At 69.5% G+C, this 21,036-nt stretch carries 18 protein-coding genes; 11 read left to right on the forward strand and 7 right to left on the reverse strand.

Annotated features, from left to right (window positions below; translation table 11 throughout):
- The 9 genes from ABEA87_RS14640 to ABEA87_RS14680 all read left to right on the forward strand — a co-directional run bounded on the left by ABEA87_RS14640 (window position 1) and on the right by ABEA87_RS14680 (window position 7,388).
- The gene (locus ABEA87_RS14640; RefSeq protein ID WP_345629836.1) at window positions 1–363 is read left to right on the forward strand and encodes a putative quinol monooxygenase; all 363 of its coding nucleotides are present in this window, start codon (window positions 1–3) and stop codon (window positions 361–363) included.
- Window positions 364–515: 152 nt separating this feature from the next.
- A complete protein-coding gene (locus tag ABEA87_RS14645) occupies window positions 516–1,118 on the forward strand; it encodes a TetR/AcrR family transcriptional regulator (protein ID WP_345629838.1) in 603 nt (200 codons plus the stop codon).
- A 205-nt stretch (window positions 1,119–1,323) separates the two neighbouring features.
- Window positions 1,324–1,734, forward strand: a complete 411-nt coding sequence (locus tag ABEA87_RS14650; RefSeq protein ID WP_345629840.1) for a carboxymuconolactone decarboxylase family protein — start codon at window positions 1,324–1,326, stop codon at window positions 1,732–1,734.
- A 136-nt stretch (window positions 1,735–1,870) separates the two neighbouring features.
- A complete protein-coding gene (locus ABEA87_RS14655) occupies window positions 1,871–2,950 on the forward strand; it encodes an ABC transporter substrate-binding protein (RefSeq protein WP_345629841.1) in 1,080 nt (359 codons plus the stop codon).
- Window positions 2,947–3,756, forward strand: coding sequence for an ABC transporter ATP-binding protein (locus tag ABEA87_RS14660; protein ID WP_345629842.1), 810 nt, complete (start codon window positions 2,947–2,949; stop codon window positions 3,754–3,756). The genes ABEA87_RS14655 and ABEA87_RS14660 overlap by 4 nt, the downstream gene beginning before the upstream one ends.
- 21 nt (window positions 3,757–3,777) lie before the next feature.
- A complete protein-coding gene (locus ABEA87_RS14665; protein ID WP_345629844.1) occupies window positions 3,778–4,647 on the forward strand; it encodes an ABC transporter permease in 870 nt (289 codons plus the stop codon).
- Window positions 4,647–5,630: an amidohydrolase family protein gene (locus ABEA87_RS14670; protein ID WP_345629846.1), complete on the forward strand. Its 984-nt coding sequence runs from the start codon at window positions 4,647–4,649 to the stop codon at window positions 5,628–5,630. The genes ABEA87_RS14665 and ABEA87_RS14670 overlap by 1 nt, the downstream gene beginning before the upstream one ends.
- Window positions 5,631–5,696: 66 nt before the next feature.
- Window positions 5,697–6,491 (forward strand): SDR family NAD(P)-dependent oxidoreductase, encoded by a 795-nt coding sequence (locus ABEA87_RS14675; protein ID WP_345629848.1) that lies wholly within the window; start codon window positions 5,697–5,699, stop codon window positions 6,489–6,491.
- Between the two features lie 27 nt (window positions 6,492–6,518).
- Window positions 6,519–7,388 (forward strand): fumarylacetoacetate hydrolase family protein, encoded by an 870-nt coding sequence (locus ABEA87_RS14680; RefSeq protein ID WP_345629849.1) that lies wholly within the window; start codon window positions 6,519–6,521, stop codon window positions 7,386–7,388.
- Between the two features lie 123 nt (window positions 7,389–7,511).
- Here the strand turns inward: ABEA87_RS14680 and ABEA87_RS14685 are convergent, their stop codons facing one another.
- From ABEA87_RS14685 to ABEA87_RS14705, 5 genes are all read right to left on the reverse strand, one after another.
- On the reverse strand, window positions 7,512–10,343 hold the full coding sequence (locus tag ABEA87_RS14685) for a M36 family metallopeptidase (protein WP_345629850.1): 2,832 nt from the start codon (window positions 10,341–10,343) through the stop codon (window positions 7,512–7,514).
- Complete coding sequence (locus ABEA87_RS14690; RefSeq protein ID WP_345629852.1) at window positions 10,291–10,515, reverse strand: hypothetical protein; 225 nt, start codon at window positions 10,513–10,515, stop codon at window positions 10,291–10,293. The genes ABEA87_RS14685 and ABEA87_RS14690 overlap by 53 nt, the downstream gene beginning before the upstream one ends.
- 334 nt (window positions 10,516–10,849) lie before the next feature.
- Complete coding sequence (locus ABEA87_RS14695; RefSeq protein WP_345629854.1) at window positions 10,850–11,311, reverse strand: DUF3592 domain-containing protein; 462 nt, start codon at window positions 11,309–11,311, stop codon at window positions 10,850–10,852.
- A gap of 109 nt (window positions 11,312–11,420) precedes the next feature.
- The gene (locus tag ABEA87_RS14700) at window positions 11,421–11,846 is read right to left on the reverse strand and encodes a hypothetical protein (protein ID WP_345629856.1); all 426 of its coding nucleotides are present in this window, start codon (window positions 11,844–11,846) and stop codon (window positions 11,421–11,423) included.
- Between the two features lie 218 nt (window positions 11,847–12,064).
- A complete protein-coding gene (locus ABEA87_RS14705; RefSeq protein ID WP_345629857.1) occupies window positions 12,065–12,697 on the reverse strand; it encodes a hypothetical protein in 633 nt (210 codons plus the stop codon).
- A gap of 154 nt (window positions 12,698–12,851) precedes the next feature.
- Here ABEA87_RS14705 and ABEA87_RS14710 point away from each other — a divergent pair, with 154 nt between their 5' ends.
- Window positions 12,852–15,590: a BTAD domain-containing putative transcriptional regulator gene (locus ABEA87_RS14710; protein WP_345629859.1), complete on the forward strand. Its 2,739-nt coding sequence runs from the start codon at window positions 12,852–12,854 to the stop codon at window positions 15,588–15,590.
- A gap of 423 nt (window positions 15,591–16,013) precedes the next feature.
- On the opposite strand, the gene ABEA87_RS14715 is transcribed toward ABEA87_RS14710, so the two are convergent.
- Window positions 16,014–16,865: an alpha/beta fold hydrolase gene (locus tag ABEA87_RS14715; RefSeq protein WP_345629860.1), complete on the reverse strand. Its 852-nt coding sequence runs from the start codon at window positions 16,863–16,865 to the stop codon at window positions 16,014–16,016.
- A gap of 383 nt (window positions 16,866–17,248) precedes the next feature.
- On the opposite strand from ABEA87_RS14715, the gene ABEA87_RS14720 reads away from it, so the two are divergent.
- Entirely contained in the window at window positions 17,249–18,214 is a 966-nt protein-coding gene (locus tag ABEA87_RS14720) for an AraC family transcriptional regulator (RefSeq protein WP_345629862.1), read from the forward strand.
- 9 nt (window positions 18,215–18,223) lie between these two features.
- Here ABEA87_RS14720 and ABEA87_RS14725 read toward each other — a convergent pair whose 3' ends face one another.
- Window positions 18,224–20,947, reverse strand: coding sequence for a helix-turn-helix transcriptional regulator (locus ABEA87_RS14725; RefSeq protein ID WP_345629864.1), 2,724 nt, complete (start codon window positions 20,945–20,947; stop codon window positions 18,224–18,226).
- Window positions 20,948–21,036 lie beyond the last annotated feature (89 nt).

Raw genomic sequence — 21,036 nt, forward strand, 5'->3', positions numbered from 1 at the left:
GTGATTTCCCAGACCAAGCACGAGACCACCGGCAAGGTTGTCAGCGCGTACTACACGATTCATGCGGAGGACCGGCAGAAGTTCATCGACGCGGTCATCCCGCACCTGTCCACGACCGCACAGCAGGACGGCTGCGTGTACTACGTCTTCGCGCAGGACCTGACCGACCCGAACACCATTCACCTCTCCGAGGGGTGGCGCGACCAGGCCGCCATCGACGAGCACAACGCCGACGAGAACTTCCAGAAGGCCGTCGCCGCGGTGATGGGCGGTGTGCGCATCCTCGACTACCAGTCCGAGGTCTACGACGTCGCCGCACAGACCGTGGGCGCGATCCCGAGCAACCCGGAGGCGACCGACTGACCGCGTACTGGGCCCGGGTGGACAGCCCGGGCCGACCAGCAGTCGCGACCGGCCCGCCAACACCCGAGCCCGCCAACACCCCTGACCGAGCCCGGACCCTGGTCGGCTGAGTTGTCTCTCGTCCGGCCGCACTCGCCCATAGGATCAGGGCCATGCCACGACCCCGGAAGTTCGACGAGAACGCTGTCGTCGAGAAGGCCGCGCAGACCTTCGCCGCCAACGGCTACGGCGGGACCACGATGGAAGAACTGAGCCGCGCCACGGGCCTGGGGAAGCAGAGCATCTACAACAGCTTCGGCGGCAAGCGCGAGCTGTTCCTGCGTGCGCTCGCCCAGAGCACCTCTGCCCACGTCGACCGGCTCACCGCAGAGCTCGCCACGGGTGAAGACACCCCCCTGGACCGCATTCGCGCCCACCTTGACGCGCTCGCGCTCGCCTTCAGCTCCGAGGGCCCACTGGACTCCCTGTTCACCAAGGCGACCGTGGAGCTCGCGGACCAGGATCCCGAAGTCGCGGAGGCGAGCCGCCGGGCCTACCGGCGCCTGGAGGCCGAATACGCCGAGTGCCTCCGTCAAGCGCAAGAAGCGGGCCAGCTTCCCGAAGGCCTTGACGTCGGCAAGCTGGCCACTTATTACGTCGCCGTCACCCGCGGAATGGAGGTACTCGGCGGAGCCGGAGTCGGAGTGGACGTTCTGCGCGAGATCGGCGGCGTCGCCTTCGCCTCGCTGACGTCGAACACCCCGGGTGCGCGTTGACCCGGCGCCTGCTGGCCTTGTCAAAGGGCGCCCGCACGAGTGCGCAGTCAACTTTCGTGGCGCGAAAATGGGTTTCATGGCGGGCGTGCGCGGCGCGAGGACCTGATGTCGGCGGACAACGAGGTGGCGGTCGACGGCCCGTATCGGGTCGAAGCGTCGCCGGCGTCAACATCTCCGCCGACATCTCTCGCCGATTGCGGGACCGATGAGCCGCCTTGACGGACTCGACCCGTCTGACCTGGATGACGAGCAGCGCGCGCTCTACGACTTGATCATCAAGGGGCCCCGCGCCCAGGGCCCGCAGCACTTTCCGCTCACCGCGGCGTACTGGGACAGTCGCTTCGAGCGTGACGCGCACGAAGCGGTCGGCCGTGCGATCGGCCTGACCGAGGCGGAGATCGAGGCGATCCGTTCGGGCCTGGTGCCCGACCTCGTTGACCCGCGCGAGCGTGCGTGTGCTGGTCTCGCGCACGCCATGACCAGGGGTTCTGTCTGCGACGAGGACTGGTCGACCTGGTCGCCGTTGGTCGGCGTGAAGACGGTCTTCGAGCTCAGCACGCTGGTCGGTTACTACGCGGCCCTCGCCCTGCAGCTGCGGGTGTTCCGGCTCGAATAGGGGCGCGGGCGCCGCCACACCGTCACCGCATCGCGCGTCTGGAAAACATCTCTATATAGAGATACGTTGACGTTGTCCAGTGCGCACGGTTAACGTCCGGTACGAAAGACGAGTTCGGGGGGCGAAAGTGAACAGGATGTCCGGCTACGAGCTTCGCGGCTACACCGACCGTCGAACGGGAGCCGGGGCGCGTCGCGTGCGCGGGCCACGGGTGCGCAACCTCGCCATGCTCTCCGCCGTCCTGCTCTCCGGCGGCCTGTCGACCGGATGTGGAAGCAGCGACGACCCGCCCGCGGCCGTACGAGCGCTGAACGTCGTCATCCCGACCACCAGCATCGAGGCCGAGCACGGCATCTGGGCCGCGCAGGACCGGGGATACTTCAAGGCCGAGGGCGTCGCCGTGAAGGTCACCAGCGTCTCCGGTGGCGCGCAGGCGGTGCAGTCGCTCGCCGCCGGCTCCGCCGAACTCATCGACGCGCCGACGACCAGTGTCATCGGATCGGTCGCGAAGCAGCCAAGCTTCAAACCCACCTACGTGTGCCGCACCTACTGGGCGCCGCCGCTGAACGTCTACGTGCCGGCCGACTCGACGGTGCAGGCCGGCGCCGACCTCAAGGGCGCCACCATCGGTGTCGACGATCCGGACGGCCCGGCCGCAGCGGCCGCGGTCGCGCTCGCCAAGAGCGCCGGTCTCACCCCGACCGACTACAAGATCCTCCAGGTCGGCAACGGTGGCCAGGCGCTCGCCGCCTTCCAGCGTAAAGACATCACCGCCTATGCCGGTGGCGTCGGCGACATGGCCGTGGCTCAGGCCAAGGGCTTCCAGGTCCGCCAGATTCAGGGCGCGCGGGGCGGGGTCACCGCCGGTCAGGGCTTCTGGGCCTCGGCGAAGGCGCTGTCCAGCAAGTCCGACGCGATCACCAGGTTCCTCCGGGCGTACCAGAAGGGCGTCAACTACATCGGCACCGACGCCGGCAAGCTCGCCGCGCTCACCAAGAAGCTCGCACCGGATCAGGCCACCGACAACAACGTGACGATGCGGGTGTCGCAGGCCTTCATCACGATGCGTACCCACGACCTGCCCGCGACGATGGCGTCCTGCGCCACCACGCCCGACGATCTCACCACCTGGCACGACCAGCTCAACAAGTCCGGCGCCTACTCCGGCAGCCAGACCGACTTCAACGGCTACTTCACCGACGAGTTCGCGAAATGAGTGAAGCAGCCGATGCCGGGGCGGCGCGGTCCCACGCGGCCGCGCAGGTCGTCGTCGACCACGTCGCTCACCGGTACGCGGAGGTCACCGCCTTGGCGGAGGTGTCCTTTACGGTCGAGCGGGGCACGTTCGCCTCGATTATCGGCCCGAGCGGTTGCGGCAAGTCGACCCTGCTGCACATCGTCGGTGGCCTGATGCGTCCGAGCGCCGGCGGCGTCACGATCGCCGGCGAGGTGGTCCGCAAGCCGCCGACCGGCACCGGTTACATGTTCCAGAGTTCCACGCTGCTGGCCTGGCGCACGGTCATCGAGAACGTCGTGCTGCCGATCGAGATCCGCCACGGCAGAGCCGCCGCGAGGGCCGCACAGGCCCGAGCGCGTGAGCTGCTGCGCTCCGCAATGCTGCAGGACTTCGAGAAGGCGTACCCCCGGGAGCTGTCCGGCGGTATGGCGCAGCGCGCGGCGATCTGCCGCATGCTGGTCTCCGACCCCGGCGTGCTGCTGCTGGACGAGCCGTTCGGCGCGCTCGACGAGATAACGCGCGAGTCGATGAACGAGGAGCTGCAGCGCGTCTGTCTCGCCACCGGCGCGACCGCGCTGATGGTCACGCACTCGATTCCGGAGGCGGTCTTCCTCTCCGACCAGGTCATCGTCATGTCGGACCGGCCCGGCCGGATCACCGAGATCATCGACATCGGCCTGCCCAGGCCCCGCACCTTCGAGGTGACCACCGCCGATCCGCGCTTCGCGGAGTACGTCAACCACGTCCGCGCCGCGCTCGCCCCGCGCACAGCGGCACGGGCCTGACCGCGCGGGTGGGTGGGTGACATGCCGCGAGGCACCGCGACCGAGGCGGCGGATCCGGCCGTGGCCGCCTCGCCCGCGCGCTCCGGACATGGCTTGTGGAGCGGCCGGTTCGGTCATGCCTGGCAGCTCATCGCGTTCGGCATCCTGCTGGTTGTCATCTGGCAGGCGCTCTACAGCTTTGAGATCATCTCGCACTTCGTGCTGCCGGCGCCCTGGCCGACCGCGAGGGCCCTGGGGACCGAACTCAAGAGCCTGTTCACCGGCGGGTACGTCTCGCATGCCCTGTTCAGGACGCTCGAAGAGGTGATCCTGGGCTTCCTGGCCGCCTCCGCCGTCGGCATCCTGCTCGGCATCGTCGTCGGCGAGACGCGCTTCGGCGAGCGCGTGCTCATGCCGTACCTGATCATCGTCAACACGATGCCCCGCGTCGCGCTCGCGCCGGTCTTCGTCGCCTGGCTGGGTTTCGGCCTAAGCCCGAAGATCCTGCTCTCCGCGCTCATCGCGGTCTTCCCGGTCATCATCAACACCGCGCTGGGCATGCTGTCGGCCAGCCGCAACGAGTTGCTGATGTTCACGTCGATCGAGGCGAGCCGGATACAGACCATCAGGCTGCTGAAGTTCCCGACCGCGGTGCCGCACATCTTCGCGGGCCTCAAGTCGGCGATCACGCTCTGCGTGACCGGCGCGATCGTCGCCGAGTTCCTCGGCGGTGGCGCGGACGGCATCGGTGAACTGATCAACTCGGCGTCGGAACAGCTCGACGTCGCCACGGTATTCGGCTACATCATCCTGCTCAGCGTCATCGGTCTGACCCTCTACGGCCTCCTGGTCTGGGGCGAGCGTCGCACCGTGCACTGGCGGGACACATCGGTCACGCAGAGGACCCGCTGATGAACCCGCAGAATCCGGTCATCGACTTCCACACCCACGTGCTGGACGAGACCTCGCTGGAGGCCGGGCGCGGCAAGGCGATGTTCTGGGCATCGCCCCGGGCCGAATCGCAGGATCGCGACTCGCACTTCGACAAGATGCTCAAGCCCGAGCTGCACCTCGCCGACATGGATCGGCGCGGCGTCGACCGCACGGTCATCTCGTCGAGCACGGTCATCGCGGGTACCAGCTGGGCCTGCGCGGAGGAGGAGTACGACCTGGTCAGGCGCGCGAACGACAGCGTCGCCGCCTGGGTCGCCGGCTATCCGGACCGCTTCATCGGCAGCTTCACGCTACCGCTGCAGAGCGTGGACAACTCGCTGCGCGAGATCGATCGGGCCACCGGCGAGCTGGGCATCACGGTGGCGAACCTGCCCGCGAACTCCAAGGGCGTCTACCTCGGTGACGAGCCGATGCTGCCGCTGTGGAGGTCGTTCGCCGCCAACGGCGTAGCGACCTTCGTGCACCCGGACGGTACGCCGGATCCGTGGTTCCGCCGGTACGCGCTGTGGAACTCGATAGGCCAGCCGATCGAGGAGGCGCGCGTCATGGCGTCGCTGATCTACGGCGGCATCGTGGAGAAGTTCGCCGAGGTGCCGATCGTGATGGCGCACGGCGGCGGATTCTTTCCGCACTACTGCGCCCGCATGGACCGTAACGTGCAGAACCGCCCGGAGACCGCGGTCAACATCACCAAGTTGCCGAGCGACTACCTCACCCAGTTCTACTACGACACCTGCGTCTACAGTCCCGAGACGCTCGACGCGCTGGTGCGCGTCGTCGGACTCGACCGGCTCGTGCTGGGCAGCGACTACCCGGTCGGCTCACCCGACCCGGTCGGCTGGGTCCGCGGCGCGCGATCGGTCGCCGCCGCCGACGAGGCCACGGTCAACAGAATCCTGGGCGGCACCGCCGCGCGAGTCCTCGACCTCGCCTCCTCGTGACCGTGTCGCACCCTCGTCTGATCGCGCCCGACAGCCGTGCGCACGATCCAAAGGAGGAGAACCACAGTGAGCGACACAGCAACCCCGACCATTTTCCCGCGCTTCGCCGGCAAATCCGTTCTGGTCACCGGCGCGGGTACCGGCTTCGGTGCCGAGATCGCGGTGCGCGCCGCCAAGGAAGGCGCCCGGGTCGGTGTGCACTACAACAGCTCCCGTGCGGGTGCGGAGCGGACGGTCGAGCGCATCGAGGAGTCTGGCGGCGAAGCGGCGCTGTTCCAGGCCAACATCGACACCTGGGACGTGATCAAGAAGCTGGCGACCGAGGTCTTCGACCACTTCGGGGGCCTCGACGTGCTCATCAACAATGTCGGTGACGTCGCGACCGAGCAGATGTCGTGGAAGGAACTGACCCAGGAGGCGCTGGACCGCGTCATCGACGTCGACCTCAAGGGCACCCTGCTCTGCGTGCACGAGTTCGGCTCGCGCATGCTCGAGCAGGGTCACGGCGCGATCGTCAACATCGGCAGCACAGTGATCGTGCGCGGCTCGGCCCGTGCCCCGCAGTACGCCGCCGCGAAGTACGGCATCGTCGGCGTGACCAAGTCCTACGCCGCGGCGTTCGCACCGAACGTGCGGGTCAACACGTTCGCGCCCGGCTTCATGGAGACCGGCGCCACGCTCGAGCGCGAGGACTGGAAGAACGGCCGTCGCGAGAAGCTGCTCTCGATGACCCCGCTCGCGCAGATCCCGGCCCCCGAGGTGGTCGCCGGCACTGCGCTGTTCCTCGCCACCGAGGACGCCTCGCACATCACCGGCGTGTATCTGCTCGCCGACGGTGGCTACAACATGGTCGGCGCCTGATCGCCCCCGCTGCCGGAAAGAGTTGACATGAAGCTCATCGCATTCGACGAGGGCCGGGTCGGGCGCCTCGACGGCGACGACGTCATCGTGCTGGACACCGCGTCCACGCGGGAGTTCTTCGAGCGCGGCAGCAGGGTGCCGGAGACCGGCGAGCGGCTCAAGCTCACCGACGTCAGGCTGCGCGCGCCGATCCACCCGAAGAAGTTCTTCCACACCGCCGGCAACTTCGTCGAGCATCACCAGGAGCTGCAGGCGGTCAACTGGTCGCACCCGGTGCACAAGGGCATCGTGTTCTTCCAGAATGTCGACGCGGTCATCGGCCCGGACGAGGACATCGTCTACCCGGAGCACCTGACCAAGGAACTCGACTACGAACTGGAGCTCGCCGTCATCATCGGCAAGCCCGGCAAGTTCTTCGGTCCGGACGAGGCGATCGAACACATCGCCGGGTTCACCGTCTTCAACGACATCACCGCCCGTGACATCCAGCGCCGGGAGATGGAGTCGGGCGTCTTCTCATTCAGCAAGGCGATCGACACGTTCTGCCCGATCGGCCCGTGGATCGTCACCGCCGACGAGGTACCCGACATGCAGAACCTCGCCATGCGGCTGCGGGTCAACGGCGAGGTACGCCAGACCGGCAACACCGCCACCATGCGGGTACCGATCCCGCATCTGGTCGCCTATCACTCACCGCAGGTCTACAGCGCCGGCGACATCATCACCACCGGCACGATCTCCGGCGTCGCCGCGGTGCAGCCGAACCCGTTCGACTTCTACCTGCGCCCCGGCGACCAGATCGAGGCGGAGATCCAGAGCGTCGGCGTGCTGCGGAACAGGGTCGTCTCGTGGGAAGAGCACTACGGCGAACCGGCCCCGGAGAAACTGAACTGGTGAGGAGTGCGCCACCGTGGGGACGGGCGTGATGACCGTCCCCACGGTGGCGGGTGGTGCCTTCGCCCACGGCGCGGGCGTGCCGCCTACGGCGCGGGTGTGCCGCCTACGGCGCGGGTGTGCCGCCTACGGCGCGGGTGTGCCGTACACCTCAAGCTCCGACATGTCCATGAAGTCACATCCGGAGAAGGCGCCCGGGCAGGCAGCGAGGCCGCCCGGCACCTGGGTGCCCTTCATGGTGAAGCGGACGAAGCGGATGCCGGTGCCGGTACCAGTGGCCGGCGAGATGCTGTTGAGCCGGTGCCGATCGGCCGCCCCGAACGTGCCGGACGCGGCGAGCGTGAACGTCACGCCGTCGGTCGAGGTCTCGATCGAGTAGTCGCCGGTCGAGGCGCTTCCCGAGTCACCGCAGGTGTTGCCGGGGTCGACGGCGACCGCGACGATGTTGACCGCCTGGGCGAGTTGGACGGTGACGAACTTCGGTGTGGCAGTCGTGCCGACCTGGTCGACCGTGGAGCCCCAGCCGAGACCCAGCGACTGGTCGATCGCGGCGGACGGGCCGCAGCCGAAGTCGCTGTAGTCGGGGCCGTTGAAGTCGGTCACCGATCCGCCGCCGCCGAGCGCCGCCCAGTCGCGGCGAAGCGACCAGTTGCGCGCGTTCGCGCTGGAGGAAACGCTCAGCGTCGTCGACTGCCGGTCGAACCCGCCCGCGTTGGCGAAGACCGCAGGGTAGGTGCCCGGCACGATGCCGGTGATGGTGTAGTGACCCGTGGCATCGGTGACGGCGGCGTAGTCGTTCGGGAAGCCGGACGCGTGCCCGCCGAAGCCGACCACCGCACCGGCGATCGGAGCCAGCGAGTCCTGGTCGGTGACGACGCCGGACAGCGTACCCGTGGGCGTGCCCGCCGCCGGCGGCAGCGAGAAGTCCTCGACCGGAGCGGTGTCGTCGCCGTCGACGGCACCGGCGAAGTAGCCCATGCCCCGGTGGGCGAAGACGGACCAGATCGTCTTGTTCGCCTTGCCCTTGTTGACGACCTGGTCGGCCATCAGGATCGCGTTGCGCTCGTCGAGGTAGGACGGGTTCGACGGGGAGAGTTCCATCGCCCGGGTGACGAGCGACTCGGCGAGCTTCGAGCCGAGCGCGGTGCGCAGGTCCCAGAGCGTCTCGCCCCAGATCTCGCCGTCCGCGTGGACCTCAGGCCCGGCCTCCACCTTGCCGAAGTCACCGTAGGTGAAGCCTCCGGGGCCCGCCGTCGGCGTGCCGTGGCACGCGGGCGACGTGCTGCCGACCGGGCAGTCGATCGGCTGGTTGCGGATCAGGTCCTGGCCTGCCCCCACGTAGTTGCCGACGCGTAGGTCGCCTTCGGCCTTCGTGTCCTTCTGGAAGCCCTCGTTGACCAGGAAATCCATCGCGTACCAGTCGCTCCACGCCTCACCCATGGAGCCCGCTTCGACGTTGCCGAGCGTGGAGTTGCCCATCGCGTCGACGACGAGGCGGTTCGACAGGCCGTGGGTGTACTCGTGGTAGACGACGTCGGCCTCGTCACCGCCGTTGGTCTGCAGGAACGGGTCGGTCGGCACGGCCGGGTCCGGGAAGAGGTACATCTGCATGCGCGGCGACTGGCCATCGGGCAGAGTGGCCATGTTGGCGTTGTCGATGTGGTTGGAGTCGGGCAGGCCGCCCGCGGTGTTCGCCCCATCCATCGTCTCGGCCTGCACGGCGTCGCCGTCGACCGCCTCGAAGTTGCCGGCCGAGCGGGTGAAGCCGATCGGCGAGGCGGCGAGGTGGTCGTGGTAGTTGCCCAGGAAGTAGAGGACCTGGACGGCGTTCTGTGCGCGGTTGGTCTGCCAGGAGAACGGCGTGGTCGGGTCCCACGAGCAGACGAACTGCGCGGAGCAGCTGCCGCCGAGCGAGTTGAAGCTCACGAACGGGTAGTTGAACTGCTTCTTACCGGTCGGGAGGACCTCTTCGCTCGACTCGGCCACGTTGTCGTCGTTGACGTCGCTGTAGACGTGGGCGACGTTGCCGGCGAGGCGGGGGGAGTTGTTCGGCAGCCAGCCGGGAGAGGTGAGGTTACGGTTCTGCTGGGTGCCGCCCTTGGCCGCGCCCGGGTAGTTGTCCCACGCCTGGCCGTTGTCGTAGTCGACGAGGCTCTGCCGGTAGAGCACGCGGCCGGTCGCCGCGTCGATGAGGTGCGTGTAGAGCTGCTGGGTGGTCGGCGCGGTCAGGGTCTGCCAGGCCAGTCGCGGCCCGCCCGCGGTCATGAAGTACGAGAGTGCGGCGGTGTCGCCGTTGCTGAAACTGGTCTGCCGGCGCGGGCCACCCTGGGCGGTCGCGGTCGCCGCCTTCGCGCTCTGCAGGAGGTCGGAGACGGCGGCGCTACGCGCCTGGCTCGCCGAGATGGCGGGCGCCGCGGCGGCGGTCGGCAGGTTCGCCACCGGTGAGCCGACGATGTTGATGAGGTGGCCATCCTTGGTGACGTTGGCCTGCACCCCGTCGCCGAAGAGGGGGACCCCACCGACGCTCTGGATGAAGCTCAGGTGGTGCGTACCGGCGATGTCGACGTAGTCGCGTCGAAGCTCCAGCCGCCCGATCCCGGCCGCGTCGAGCCCGAAGACGTCGGGGTGCGCGGTCAGGTAGTCCAGCGCGATGGTGTGTGCTGGCTGCTTGCTCGCGGGAGTCAGGAAGCCGTCGAGGCGGGAGACGTCGCGTGCGGTGCCGGTCAGCGGGTCCATCGAGATGACGCCCTGTCGGCCCAGCTGCCCGCGCAGCGAGGTGACGCCGGCCTTCGGCCGCGCGGCCATGGTTGCGGCGCGGTTGGCGAGCGTCTTCGCGACACTCGGATCCTGCCGCGAGTCGTAGAAGTCGGCCTTGTCGCGAAGGTCGCTGGAGTTCACGCCCTTGCTACCGGAGGGCGCCGGTGGCTTCGCGGTCGCTGGCGATGCCAACGCGGTCATCGTGGCGGCGGTCAGCGCGAGAGCTGAGCCGGCAATGAAAAGCCGCCGGCTTCGCGACCGACGGCGTGATGGTGGGCTTGACGCAGCCGAGCCATTTCGATTGGAGCGCAACGGCATTGTTCCTCCAAATCATCGTGGCATGATCGTCGCGACAAATCATCGCGATGATCATTCATGCCAATAGATGGATGGCTCACCATATGGCGCAGGCGTTGATGATGCAACCAACGACGCGCGATTTCCGCCGCAATCTCGTCAGTAGCAAGGATTTCCGGTACCTCGGCGCGTACTGGTATATGGCTCGCGTATGGCTTACCGGGCATACCCTGTTTCGGGTATTCGGGGCATCAGGAATGCGCGAGCGGCGGCGTCGGTGGCGCACGGCCACGAAAAGAAGACGGGCCCGGCAGTGCCGAGCCCGTTCAATTGCGAAAGCGTGCGAATGTGATGTGCTTTCAATTGCGAATACTTACAAATGTTGCGTGCTTCGATCGGGCGGTGCGCCGTCAGCCTCGTGATCTGCCCTGACGGCGCGCCGTGGCGAACATGACCACGCCGCCGGCGAGGAGGACGATGCCGACGGCGATCGTGAACCAACTGATCCAGGCGGCGGAGTCCTCGGCGGCATTGTCGCCGCTCACCCGGAGTGTGACAGCCTGGCCGGGCGTGTAGCCGGCCTTGCTGAACGTGATCGTGTCGCTGTGTGAGCCCCCGTCTTGAGTCCAGGTCACCGCGCACCTGTCCGCGACGTGCTTGGTGGTGTTGTTGCTGGGATGCGTGGTGACCAGCTGGCACGAGTCGACCTGGCCGGTCGTCTTCTGCCATGAGTGGCTGATCGCCAGGTGGATGCCGGAGGCGACCGCGATGAGGCCGACGATCGCCATGAGGATGCCGGACGCGCGGCGCAACCCGCGCCAGGTCGCCGCGGACCGGTGGGCGGTGCTGGCGCCCGGGAACTGATTGGTCACGTTCGCTGACGATAGGCGGGCGCCGCAAGTCGCGAAAGGACCGGGCCGCTCACCAGGTGAGCCGCCGCGTGGCGACGGCTCACCGACCGACGTGTGGCCCGGCGCGGGATTATCCGGCCGCTAGGAAAAACCACGCCTCGAACTGGTCGCCCATCGACGGCAACAGGGCAACCCGCGGCGGGTAGACCCGTAGCAGACTGCGACCCAGACGGAACTTCGTGTCGGGAACGCCGACGGTGTAGGTGCCCGGCTCGGCACCGGGATCGATCTGCCACTGGCGAGGCTCGGAGTACCCGACGACGAGTTCCTGCATATCCGGTTCGCCGTCGAATCCCAGGTACAGCTCGCTGCTCTTGCCGCGGATCGTGCAGTTGCCGCCGTCCGCGGCGCGTATCTCCCAGACCTGCGTGTCGCGTTCGCCGGCGGGAGGCAGGAGCAGCACGGGCATGCCGGGTTGGTCTGTCTCCAACGGCAACGTGAGAAGTTGCGCGCCGGGGAAGCCGATCTGGTAGAGGCCGTCTGGTACCGGTGCCATAGTCAACTCCGTTCGGTCTGGCGTCATCGCGCGGTGACACCGAGTTGTGGTCGACCGAAGTTTCTCCCGCTGGGGTAGTCCCGTGGAATCGCTGGTTAAGGACAAATAACCGACAGAATCGCAGGTAGCGGGCCTATCGGTGAATAGCCCTCACATCAGGCCGTCGTTGGGATGGGATCACACTCAGCGGCGACGCGGACATGGAATGGTGCGCGGGCTCAGTTCTTGCAGGTCCAGGAGATCGTGCCGCTGATGCCGGGCGACACCTGCCCGTTACCGTCGGAGTAGGCGAGCTTGGTGAACGTGAACGTGCCGCCGCCCTTGCCGTCGACCTCGACCTTTCCGCTGGCGTCACCCTGGTCGGCGTAGGCCCGCTGGTCCACCTCGATGTCGGTCTCCCCTCCCGGACCGGCCATGCCATCGAGGTCGTACGTGCCCGGACCGTTGTAGTCCTCGACCAGCGCGTTCATCAGGACATGCTTGCCACTGATGTCGCCGTTGAGGAAGGTCGGCAGGACATAGTGAGTCTTCCCGTTGTCCGCGGGGGCGCCCTTGGCGTAGGCCGCGCAGGACTCCGGGCTCTGGCCGTTGTCCGTCGGGGCGGTCGACGTCGTGTTTCCCTTGAGCTCGGCCTCGCCGCTCACGTTGAAGGTGACGGTGAGCGTCGGCCCCAGGCCCGAGCCCCCGTCGTCACCGTCGCCCGCGTCCACGGCGGCGGCGTTCGCGCCACTTGCCGCGGCGTTGCTGTTGGTGTCGCTGTCGCTGCCACAGGCGGTCATCGCCATCATCACGGCCGCCACTCCCGCCAACGCCGTCACGCTGACCAGCCGCCGTCGCGCTGTCCGTGCCACCGCTCTACCCCCCACTGCCGCTGGCCAACGCTGTTGCTGGCCATCTATCGGATAGCCTGCAGCGGCACGCCAAAGAAACGCTTAAGCCGGAGATGGGATGCGCTTTCAGGTACTTGGTCCGCTTACGGTCTCCGATGCGGACGGGCCTGTCGCGGTGACCGCGCCGAAGCAGCGCACGCTACTCGCCGCGTTGCTGGTCGCGCGAGGTCATCCGGTCTCCACCGACCGACTCGTCACCGAACTGTGGCCGGAACAGGCGCCGTCGACGGCGACCGCCGCGCTACAGGTTCATGTCTCCGGTTTACGCAAAATTACTGGCGAGCGGGTCCGCACGACACCGGCCGGCTATGTCCTGGACATCACCACCGATGACGTGGACGCGCACCGGTTCGAGGACATCCTCGCCGGTTCGGCACGCTCCACGGCAACGCTCGCCGAGGCGCTCGACCTGTGGCACGGACCAGCCTTCGACGGTGTCGTCACCGGGCCGGACATCGCCGCCGCCGCGGTCCGGCTGAACGAGCTGCGCCTGGCGGCCCGGCAGGAACTCGCTGGCCTGGTCCTCGCCGCCGGTCGCCACGCCGAGATTCTGGCCGACCTCGCCAGTTGGGTGGCCGAGCGGCCCACCGCCGAAGGTCTGGTCGGGCACCTGATGCTGGCGCTGTACCGGGCCGGGCGGACGGCGGAGGCCATGGCGGCCTTCGCGCGGCTGCGCGACGTGCTCGCCGAGCGGTTCGACACCGTACCCGGCGACGAGGTGACCCGCCTGGCCGAGGCCATCCGGCGGCGCGACCCCACGCTCGCGCAACCGCTCGAGCTGCCGGCCGCGCGGACCCGCTTCATCGGACGACGGTCCGAACTGGACAGTTGCGCCGCGCTGCTCGGCCACTCCCGGCTGCTGACCATCGTCGGGCCGGGCGGTAGCGGCAAGACGCGGCTGTCCTACGAGCTGGCGCGCGAACTCGCCGCGGACCACCCGGACGGGACCCACGTGGTCGAGCTGGCCGGCTACCCTCCGGCATCCGCAAGGGACGCGGAGGCCCTGGCGGCGCGGGTCGCGGCCGGCGTGGGCGGTCGGGAGGTCGCGGGGGAGACCGTGATGGCGAGTCTCGCGCGGCATCTCGGCACCAGCCGGGTGCTGCTGGTGCTCGACAACTGCGAGCACGTACTGGCGCCGGTGGCCGCGGTCGTGCACGAGCTGCTCGCCGCCTGTCCCGCCGTCCGGGTACTGGCCACGAGCCGGGAACCGTTGGGGCTGCCTTCGGAGGACGTCTTTGTCCTCGGTGGACTGTCCCTACCGGACCCCGACGCCCCGCGGTCCCGGTCGGTCGGCTCCGACGCCGTACGGCTGTTCGGCGACCGGGTCGCCGCAGCGCGCGGCGGCCGGCGGCTGCAGCCGGACGAGGAGACGTACGCGGTCGAGCTGTGCCGGCGCCTGGGCGGGCTGCCGCTGGCGCTGGAGCTGGCGGCGCCCCGGTTGCGGACGCTGTCGTTGCGCGAGTTGGTGGCACGGCTCGACCGCAGCCTGGACCTGCTGTCCGGGTCGTCGCCGGTGGACCGCCACCAGACCATGCGCACCGCCATCGACTGGGGACACGATCTGCTCGAACCAAAGCAGCAGGTGCTGTTCCGGCGCCTGAGCCTGTTCGCCGGCGGGTTCGACCTGGCCGCGGCCGAGCGGGTCGGCGCCGATCCGGCCGGGGCGCCGCCGCGTTTCCCGGACGAGGTGCTCGACGTGCTGACCCGCCTCGTCGAACGGTCCATGGTGGACAGATTTGACGCGGCCGGTGGTGCCAGCCGGTACCGCCTGCTCGAGACGACCCGGGAGTACGCGGCCGAACGGCTGGCGACCGACGGTGGTGCCACCGAGGAACGTGTGGCGGGCGCCCGGCACAGCCGGGTGTACCAGGAGCTCGTCGCCGCCGCTCCACCCACCGACGGCCCGGCGCACGCGCAGTGGCTCGCGAGGATCAACGCCGAGCACGACAATCTCCGGGTCGCGCTCGAACGCAGCCTGTCCGGCGGTGATCCCGAGACCGGGTTGGCCATCGCCACCTCGATGTGGTGGTACTGGTGGGTCACCGGCCAGATGCTCGATGGCCGTACGTGGCTGCGCCGCGCCCTCAAGGCGACCGAGTACGAGGTGAGCCAGCGCCGCGGACAGGCCCTGCGCGCCGCGGCGGCACTGGCTCGTAACAGCGGCGACCTGGCCGAGGCGCGGCGGCTCGGTACCGAGGCGCTCGACACCTTCCGCGAGCTGGACAACCGCGCCGGCATCATCTCCAGCCTCAACAACCTTTCCATCACCGCGCAGGGCCAGCGCGACTATGAAGCCTCGCTCGAGTACGGGTACGAGGGCCTGCGGCTCGCGCAGGACGGCGACGACGACCGGGCCATCGCCGCCGCGTTGAACAACACCGCGGGCACCTTGCGCTGCCTCGACCGGCTCGACGAGGCCGGCGACATGTTCGCCCGCGCACTGGCCGGGTTCGAGAAGATCTCCGACCGGCGGGGGGAGGCCGCGGCCCGGTTCAACCTGGCCACAGTGGACAGACGGCTGGGCCGGCTGGCCGATGCCCGGCAGCGCTACCTGGACGCGCTCGCGATCTACACCGAGCTGGACATCGCGGAAGGGCAGCTCGACGCGGTCGAAGGGCTGGCCCACCTGCACGCGTTGCAGGGACGGCCGGCGGAGGCCCTGCGGTTGCTGGTGGTGTCCGACCGGGAGCGGTCCCGGCTGGGCGCTCCGCTGTTCACGCCCGACGAACTCGTCGACCGGACCCGGGCCGAGGAACTGGCCCGGGCGGCGCTGTCTCGCGAGGAGGCCGCCGCCGCGCTGCGCGCCGCGTCGACCGACACCCTCGCCGACCTGGTGGCCACCTACCGGGCTTAGGCCGTGCTTCATCGCGAGGGGTTTGACAGTCGACCTGGAAGCGGGCGTGCCGGTGCCGCATAGCTGTGCTCGCCCGTTCTCAGCGCAAGATCTGCGGGGGCGCGGAGGAGCTGGCACCACGGGGCGTCGGGTTATGCGGCGGGTCGCCGTCAATGACGGCGACCCGCCTCCCCCGGCTGGGCGTCAAGGCCGCGCGGGCCCACGCCACTGCCGCGCATCGATGTCTACTGGAACATGTCGCCCTCCCGGGACTATCGCGACGGCAAGCGACACCGCCTCACCTGGCGACCCCCAGCACCTGCTGGATCGTGCCCTCAGGAGAGTGCGTCGCGGTGATGTCGGTGCCACGCTCCCTGGCACCACAGTCCAGGACCGGGCATCCCGTGACCGGCCTGGTGTTGCGCGAGATCGGTACGGGTGCCGTTATTTTGTCGTGGCGGCGGCGGCCTGCTCGATCACCGTCGTGACGACGTCAGGGTGGGAGACGGCTACCGAGTGGGAGGAGTTGACCTTCGTGATGTGGGCGTGGGCGCGCTTGGCCATGAACTCCTGGGCGGCCGGCGGGATGTTGGGGTCCTGGTTGGTGATGACGTCCCAGCTGGGCACGTTCGTCCAGGCGGCGGCCGTCACGTTCTCGCCGAGGGCCGCCTGGTCGATGGGGCGCTGGGTTGCTTCCATGAGGGCGGCCCTGTTCGCGGGTACGTCGCTGGCGAACTGCTGGCGGTACTTGTCGGCCTTGACGAACAAGTCGGTGCCCGTGGTCCCGTCGGGCAGCGTGTAGGGCACCGGGTCCAGGGCGTCGGGCAGTGTGCTGCCGGGGAACTGGGTGAGCAGCTGGTTCGCGTTCTCGCCTACGGCGGGGATGAGGGCCGCCGCGTAGACGAGGGCTTTGACCTTGGAATCGTTCGCGCCGGCCTGGCCGATGATTTCCCCGCCGTAGGAGTGGCTCACCAGGATGACGTTGCCCTGGATGTGGTCCACGACGCTGCGCAGGTATGCGGCGTCGCTGGCCACTGCGTTCAGCGGATTGGCGGGGGCGACGACGGGGTAGCCGGCTTTCTGGAGCCGCTGGATGACGCCGTCCCAGCTCGATGCGTCCTCGAAGGCGCCGTGTACCAGCACGATCGTGGGCTTCGGCCGCGTGTTGTGTGAGGCCGTGGCCGAAGCGCTCGCGCCGAAGGTGAATACGCCGGCGGCGGTCAGAGCCAGGACACCCGCACCGGCGACGGCTGTGCGGCGCAGGGGCCGGGAGCGCTTGAGTGACGCCACGTTCATGATGCATTTCCTTCCAGTGGTAAAGCGCACGGGCTGTACCGCGCCCGGTGCTTGATTGCCTTCGCGAAGGTAACGCGCATGCCGGCCCGACCCGGCCTGTCGGGGCTGCCACGGCCGGCAGCTGGCGCGCAGGTACGACGGTTGGGCACGGGTATACCGGCATGACGACAAGGCCCGCTTACTCACCCACCGCGAGGGCCCGGCGGCGGCAACCGGTTCGTGACGCGTTGCGCGCCAGCGGTTCGTTGCGGTGCTGCCGCGCGGGGGAGAGGATGCTCAGGTGGGCCGACGACGCGAGATCGAGGCCCGGTGACTGGAGGGGTAGGCCGAATCGGCCGAGTGGCGCAACTGCACTATGTAGCAAGGAAAGGCACGACCGACGTATGCAGATCGAAGAGACCCCGCTGCTCGGGCGGAACGATGACCCTGGCCGACTCACTATCGACATCACCGTCCCATACGCGGAGGTCAAATGGGCGCAGATACTGCACAGTGAGTGGGAACGCCAGGCGCGTGACTGGGTGATGCCGGCTCCCGCGCTGACGCTGCCGCGGCGCACCAATGGGTCGTACCGGATCCGCATGCAGATGACGAGGATGGCCGACCTCGTCGTGCAGGACATGTACAGCGAAGAGGTCGCGGGGCACTGCCGGTGGGACGACCAGGTCATCGCCGCGTTCCAGCTGCGTGGCAACTCGCGCCTAGCCGTCGCAAGCCAGATGAACAGCGTGGGTGCGGGACTCGTCTGCGTCACCCGAAGCGCATCCACCTGGGACTGGGAAGTCGGCTGTGGCGCCCGACTGGCCATGTTCGCCTTGCCCGCCAGCGAGATCCGATTCCCAAGAAAACAACGATCGATCACTGCGCAGCAGGACAGCGCCGCCGCCCGGATGCTGCTCGCCCACCTTCGCTCCTGGGCAGACGTGAACGACGATCTCAGCCCGGCCGCGTCCTGGGCCGCACGCAACGCGGCTGTGGAGCTGCTCCACGGACTGCTCAACGACCAGGTCATCGACGATGCGGAATTCTCGGCAAGCCTGGCAAGGGCGGCCATGGAATTGATCGACAACCGGCTACTGGACCGTCACCTGGATCCGCGTTCCGTCGCGGATTTCCTGTTCGTATCCACTCGCACCCTTCACCGCGCGTTCGCGAGTCAGGCCACCTCGGTCATGGGATACGTCCGGGAACGGCGGCTCGATCGTGCCCGGATGGAGCTGATGTCGACCTCGCTGACGGTTTCCGAAGTGGCGGCCCGTTGGCACTTCACGGACAGCAGCCATTTCATCAAGGCGTACAAGAAGAGATTCGGCGAACTACCCAGCGCTTTGCCGCGCGGCACCGGCTGAACGGAGAAGTCACCGTGCGCGCAGCGCTCCGGCGAGTTCGCGGCGGGATCCGATGCCCAGCTTCATGAAAACCTTGCGCAGGTGCCACTCGACCGTGCGGGGGCTGAGGAACATCTCGGCGCCGATCTCGGGGTTGGTCCGACCCGCCACGGCCAGCCGGGCGATCTGTGCCTCCTGCGAGGTGAGGTCGTCGCATGCCGCCGGGTTCCGCTTGCGGACGGTCTCGCCGGTGGCGGCCAGCTCCCGGCCGGCCCGCTGCGCGAAGCCCTCCGCGCCCATCGTCCTGAACGCGTCGTGGGCGCTGCGCAGCTGGGTCCGGGCGTCGCCACGCCGGCTCTCCCGGCGCAGCCACTCGCCATACAGCAGGCGCGCCCGGGCCAGCGGCAGCCGCATGCTGGTGGCGGACAGCCGTTCGATCGATTCACGGTACTGCGCCTCGGCCCGTCCGGGCGGGCCGGCGAGCGCGTCGGCGAGGGCCTGGGCACCGAGGGCCCAGTCCGTGCCCGCGACCGCGGTCCGTTCCGCGAGCCGGTCACGCGCCCGCGTCGCCACGGCCGACGCCCCGTCGCGCGCCGCGGCCTCGACCAGCTCACCGAGTGTCCAGTTGAACACGGCGATGTCCTCGTACTCGGCGGCCTGCCGGGCGGCCTCCAGCGCCGCCGGATAGCGGCCGAGCCCGTTGAACAGCGCGGCCCTGGCGTAGCCGGCCAGCCCGAGCAGCCGGCCCTCGCCACGGGCGTCGGCGTCCTTGACCGTGGCCTCGAACAACTCCAGTGCCGGTAGTTCCTGGCCGCGATAGGCGGCCAGCATGAGTGACGCGGACGGGTGCCCGGCCAGTCTGGTGGCCCGGCCCAGGGCGTCGGCCTCGTCGAGCAGGTCCGACGCGTCCGCGAACTGCCCCGCGAACACCAGCGCGCCGGCGCGGAAGGCCAGCGCGGTGGGCAGCAGCGACAGCGACCCGGCCTCGCGGGAGGAGCGGACCGCCGCTTCGGTGAGCCGGTGCCACGTCGCGTCCTCCCACACCTCGTACGCGACGGGCCCGGTCAGCCACAGCAGGTTCAGGTCCTCGTCCGTGCCGAGTGCGCCCAGCGCCTGGCGCAGCAGTGGCACGGAGGCCGGGTACCCGTCCAGGCTCCACCCGACCAGACCCGTGAGCAGCAGGCCGACCGCGTCCTGTCCGGCCGGGACGGCTCGGGCGGCCTCGGCCGCCCGGCGCAGTTCGTCGTCGCCGAGCCGGCCGGCGTGTACGGCCGCGCCCAGCGCCGAGAGGTAGGTCTCCTGGGCCGCGGCGCCGTCCAGCGTCTCCAACCGCGCGGCGGCCGTGAGCAGCGGTGCACAGGCGTCCCGGCCGGGGTTGAGCACGAACTCGACCTGGGCGCGCAGGCGCTGCACGCGGGCCTGTTGCAGCAGGTCGAGGGGGCACAGCTCGGCGGCGGCCAGCAGGTCGGGTACCTGCGCCGGTGCGCCGGCGGCGAATCGGGCCTGGGCGGCGGCGAGGGCGAGGGCTGCCCGTCGTCGCGGGTCGGCCGCCAGCTCGGTGGCGCGCTGCAGGAACGCCGCCGCCGCCGACCGGCCGCCACGGGCCATGGCCCGGTCGGCCGAACGTTCCAGTTCGCCGGCCACCTGCTCGTCGGGTCCCACCGCGGCATGCGCCCGGTGCCAGGCATGCCGGTCCGGATCCCGCCGCGGGTCGGTCACCTCGGCCAGCGCGCGGTGCACCTCGCGCAGCTCCTCCGCCCCGGCGGATCGCCAGGCGGCCGAGCGCACCAGCGGGTGCCGGAACCGGACCCGGGTGCCGACCTCGACCAGCCCGGCGGCCTGCGCGGGCGTGATGGCGTCCGGCTCGATGCCCAGCCGTTCGAGCGCGCGCCACAGCAGAGTCACGTCGCCGACCGGTTCGACGGCGGCGGTCAGCAGCACGCGGACGGTCTGCGCGGGCAGTGCCGCGATGCGCCGCCCGAAGCCCTCCTCGACCCGATTGGCCAGCGGTGTCGTGCTCGGCGCGCCGAACCCGAACGCCAGCTCCGCCGGCGTGAGGCCCCGGGGAAGCTCGAGCAGGGCCAGCGGGTTGCCGCGCGTCTCGGCCACGATCCGGTCGCGTACCCGCGCGTCGACCGGCCCGGTGAGCGCCGAATCCAGCAACGCCCGCGCGTCCGCGTCGGGTAGCCCGTCGACGCGCAGCTCCGGCAGGTCGCTGAGCATCCGCTCGTCCCCGGGGCTGCGGGAGGCGAACACCAGCGCGACCGACTCGGCATCCAGCCGTCGGGCCACGAAGGTGAGGATGACTTCGGACATCCGGTCGATCCACTGCACGTCGTCGACCACGCAGACCAGCGGCTGCTGGGCGGCGGCCTCGGCGAACAGGCCAAGCACGGCCAGACCGATGAGCAGCCCCTCCGGCGGGCCGCCGGGCTCCACCCCGAAGGCGGTGGCCAGCGCGGCGCGCTGCGGCTCGGGTAGCCGGGGGAGTTGGCCCATCAGCGGCGCGCAGAGCTGCTGCAGCGCCGAGTATGCGATCTCGGACTCCGGCTCGACCCCGGCCGTGCGCGTGACCAGGCAGGCCCCCGCGCGCTCGCTCAGGTAGTCGAGCAGGGCCGTCTTGCCGGCGCCGGGCTCCCCTCGCAGAACCAGCACGCGACTGCGGCCGTGACGCACGTCGCGCAGCAGCCGATCGAGCGTGTCCCGCTCGCGCAGCCGGCCGCGCAGCTCGGATCCCCCGGTGTTGCTCGGCACCTCACCCTCCCCAGCTTGGAAAGGTACACCCGGCGTGATCGTCTCCCGGCCAGCAGCGGCGACGGACCGCCGAGAAATGCCTGAACTAT

It is taken from the genome of Rugosimonospora acidiphila (assembly GCF_039543385.1).
Taxonomy (GTDB): domain Bacteria; phylum Actinomycetota; class Actinomycetes; order Mycobacteriales; family Micromonosporaceae; genus Rugosimonospora; species Rugosimonospora acidiphila.